The sequence below is a fragment of the Pedobacter agri PB92 genome (genome assembly GCF_000258495.1).
Lineage (GTDB): Bacteria > Bacteroidota > Bacteroidia > Sphingobacteriales > Sphingobacteriaceae > Pedobacter > Pedobacter agri.
On record NZ_AJLG01000289.1, the window covers coordinates 1 to 3,316 of the forward strand.

General features: G+C 36.9%; 4 protein-coding genes and 1 pseudogene. All 5 read right to left on the reverse strand.

The features are described 5' to 3' along the window. Positions 1 to 45: 45 nt before the first annotated feature. The gene (locus ON09_RS23165) at positions 46 to 738 is read right to left on the reverse strand and encodes a GDSL-type esterase/lipase family protein (protein ID WP_010603453.1); all 693 of its coding nucleotides are present in this window, start codon (positions 736 to 738) and stop codon (positions 46 to 48) included. A 27-nt stretch (positions 739 to 765) separates the two neighbouring features. Then, positions 766 to 1,668 (reverse strand): glycerophosphodiester phosphodiesterase family protein, encoded by a 903-nt coding sequence (locus tag ON09_RS23170; RefSeq protein WP_010603454.1) that lies wholly within the window; start codon positions 1,666 to 1,668, stop codon positions 766 to 768. Between the two features lie 16 nt (positions 1,669 to 1,684). Further along, positions 1,685 to 2,575, reverse strand: coding sequence for a glycerophosphodiester phosphodiesterase family protein (locus ON09_RS23175; protein ID WP_010603455.1), 891 nt, complete (start codon positions 2,573 to 2,575; stop codon positions 1,685 to 1,687). A gap of 3 nt (positions 2,576 to 2,578) precedes the next feature. Continuing rightward, positions 2,579 to 3,088, reverse strand: coding sequence for a calcineurin-like phosphoesterase C-terminal domain-containing protein (locus ON09_RS23180; RefSeq protein ID WP_051010264.1), 510 nt, complete (start codon positions 3,086 to 3,088; stop codon positions 2,579 to 2,581). 23 nt (positions 3,089 to 3,111) lie between these two features. Then, positions 3,112 to 3,316 (reverse strand): annotated as a pseudogene (locus ON09_RS26405) (hypothetical protein); the annotation flags it as partial.

The window sequence follows — 3,316 nt, forward strand, 5'->3', positions numbered from 1 at the left end:
ACGTACACACTGCTTTTTTTATGCCATAGGATTTTAGAAAAACTGTTATTTTAAGTAGCCTGTTTTATTTAAAAAATCAGCCCAAACTTTATAGCCTTCCGGAATCAGATGAAGTCCATCCTTTGTTAATTCAGCACGAAGATGTTTATCCTGATCAATAAAGTTTGAATACAAATCAATAACGGTAACATTTTTAGCAGTGAATTTTTTAATCTCATCATTCAACCATAAAATGTGCTCATCTTTATTATAATGATTTTTAAACTTACCGAAAGAACTGTTAACCGGTAAAAGCGTGTTAAAGTAAATTTGAGTTTTCTTTGAGCCCTTGCGAATTCTCGAAATCATGGTTTTATAATTTCTTAAAATCACACTATCAGGAATATTTCTTGAGATATCGTTAATACCAATAAGGATAAAAACCTTCTCCGGCTTTCCATCAATGATCTCCTGCAACCGCTCCAATACGCCAAAAGTAATGTCACCTGAAATACCACGATTTTTTGCCTGCGGGAGAGCTAATAATTTTGCCCAGTCAGTTCCGGCAGTAATGCTATTGCCCAAAAACACAAAGTTCTTTTTGGATATGGGATCTGCTTTAAATTTATTTACAATTTCAACGTACTTACCAGGTCGATAAGTGCTATCCCACTTTACCGTTTGAGCTGATGCGTAACCCAAATTTAGAAGCAAACATACAACTGCGACAATTAGGTGCTTATAAAGATTTCTTTTCATAGTGATTGATTTTGGAAAACTAAAATACTACTTCGTTTGAACTAAAACATCTGGGTAATCAGAAATAATTCCATCGACTTTCAGCGCCCTGAGCTTCCTGATCTCTTCAGCACTGTTTGCGGTCCAGGGAATCACCTTCACGCCATCGGCATGTGCTTTGTTAACCAATTCTTCCGTTACCATTTGCCAAACCGGACTTAGAATAAATGGTTTATAACCTAAATCAGCAATGTTTTCTTCGTATGACTTTTTGTTGGCTACCAGAAACGATGTTTTTACTTTAGGATATTTTTTATTGATGATTTGAATTGTCCTTTTATCAAATGACTGAATAACCACAAAAGGCGTAATCTTCTTTTTCTCGATTACATCCATTAATAATTTAACAAAAACTTCAGGTTCAGGATTCGTAATACCATCTCCTTTTTCGCTGCATTTAGTTTCGATATTATAAAAAAATTGTTTGTGCTTAGCCTTCTTAATTTCAGCCTGTACTGAATCGATTAACGTTGCAAGCAACGGAATGTATTGTTTAGATTTCTGTTGTTTTGGAAATGAATCGAAATACTTGCTTCCCAAATCAAATGCTTTCAAATCGTTATAATCCATACCAAAAACCGGATATTTTTTTGCGTCGGTGGCAGGAATTTCTTTGCCATCTGGCGTAAGCATAAAAGCAGGACTTAAATAATCATCATGGGTAACCACCACCTTTCCATCTTTAGTGATGTGCGTGTCCATTTCCAATGTCGTGATTCCATCAATTTTCATAGTTTGCAACATCGCCGTAATGGTATTTTCCGGATAAAGCCCTCTGCCTCCTCGATGCGCCTCCGCACTGAAGGCTGGGAATTTCGTTTGTTGTGCAAAGGAAACTGACGCAGACATACTTGCTGCGCAAAATAATGTAACTGCTATTTTAAATTTCATATCGATTTTATAATTATTAAAAAAGGTTTGGGTAATCAGTCATGATTCCATCTATTTTAAGTTTTTTAAGTTTTTCAATTTCTGCCTTAGTATTTACCGTAGCAGTTAAAACTTTCACACCATCTGCATGTGCTTTCGCGATGATAGCAGGATTGAAACCTTTATACGAAGAACCTATGATGAAAGGCTTAAAACCTAAATCATGGATATGTTCTTCATAGCTTTTATCGTTGTTGGCCAGGTAAGAAAGTTTGATATCAGGATATTTTTGGTGAACCACCTGAAGGGCTCTTTTGTCAAAAGACTGAATAATGGTATAATTTGCTATCCTTTTTTTTCGGATAATGGCAACAACCAAATCTGCAAATTTTTCGGGTTTTGGATGCGTGATATCGTCGCCTTTTTCTGATGATTTGATTTCAATATCATAAAAACACTGTTTTAGCTTATTGATTTTGATATGGCGTTGAACAGAATCAATTAAATCACCAAGCCGTGGAATATAGCTTTTGACTTTTTGCTGTTCAGGAAAAGCGGGATAATCTTTCGAACCAACAATAAATTTGCTTAAAGCTTGATAACCCATTTCATATACCACATATTTTTTTGCTTCTTCTTTGGCTATTTCAGTTCCATCAGGTTTTAGCGTGAACGACCTGCTCAAATAATCATCATGTGTAACCACCACTTCAAGATCTTTGGTGATATGGGTATCCATTTCAAGGGTAGTAACCTTGCTATTTTTCAGCGCATAAAGCATTGCCGGTATGGTATTTTCTGGCATCAATCCCCTGCCGCCACGATGCGCTTCAGCACTGAACGCAGGATATTTAACGTTATTTGAGTAACGATTGGTGAATGAGGTAGTGCCAGCAAAGAGAATCAATAATATAGCTGGTAATTTCATTTCCTAACCTTTAAATTCTGCCTCAAACTTTTCGCCAAACCGATCGGTAGCCACTACCTTAACAACTTTCACCGAAGGAGCAAAATGCGCTACAAACAAATGTTCTGTAGAATGCGGCTCAGGGAAAGTTCTTCCCGCGGGTAAGGTTGCACCTTTATATAATGTTACTGTTTGCGGATCGTAACCTTTTTGGTTTTCCATTGCGCCCATCGCCTTTCCATCAATAAAGTATTCTACTTTCCAGTTCGGATCCCAGTTCCAAACATTGGCGATTAATCTTTTCTGATTGGTTAATTCATCAACATAAATATGTACCTGTTCTTTTCTGCTTAATCCGGTAGGTTGATAGTACCACCTTAAATTCGTGCCATCTACTTCATAAACGCCGTAACCTCTTGGCGTACCGTCTTCACAAACCGGACCAGTCCACCAGGCACCACAAACTGCACCATGGTTGTGCTCAAACACATTACCAGTTATTACATTTCTGTTATAATGCGTATGGCCAGACATGATGTGGACATTCGTAAAACCATTTAAAACGGCGTATAAATCAGTATTGTTTTTACTGAATTGTGAACTGGAATATGAAGATTGATGATCAAGAGCGCATCTTTGGCTACAAACTTTAAATCTTTTGCCAACCAATCCAGCTGTCGTTGATTAATAAAACCATCATATTTCCTATCTTCTCCTAAATAACGAACATCATCCATTACAACATAATGTGAGTGTGTACGT

Bases quoted from the DNA above. Each gene is read 5' to 3' on its own strand.
- ON09_RS23165 (WP_010603453.1), bottom strand. From the start codon at position 738: ATGAAAAGAAATCTTTATAAGCACCTAATTGTCGCAGTTGTATGTTTG.
- ON09_RS23180 (WP_051010264.1), bottom strand. From the start codon at position 3,088: ATGTCTGGCCATACGCATTATAACAGAAATGTAATAACTGGTAATGTG.
- ON09_RS23175 (WP_010603455.1), bottom strand. From the start codon at position 2,575: ATGAAATTACCAGCTATATTATTGATTCTCTTTGCTGGCACTACCTCA.
- ON09_RS23170 (WP_010603454.1), bottom strand. From the start codon at position 1,668: ATGAAATTTAAAATAGCAGTTACATTATTTTGCGCAGCAAGTATGTCT.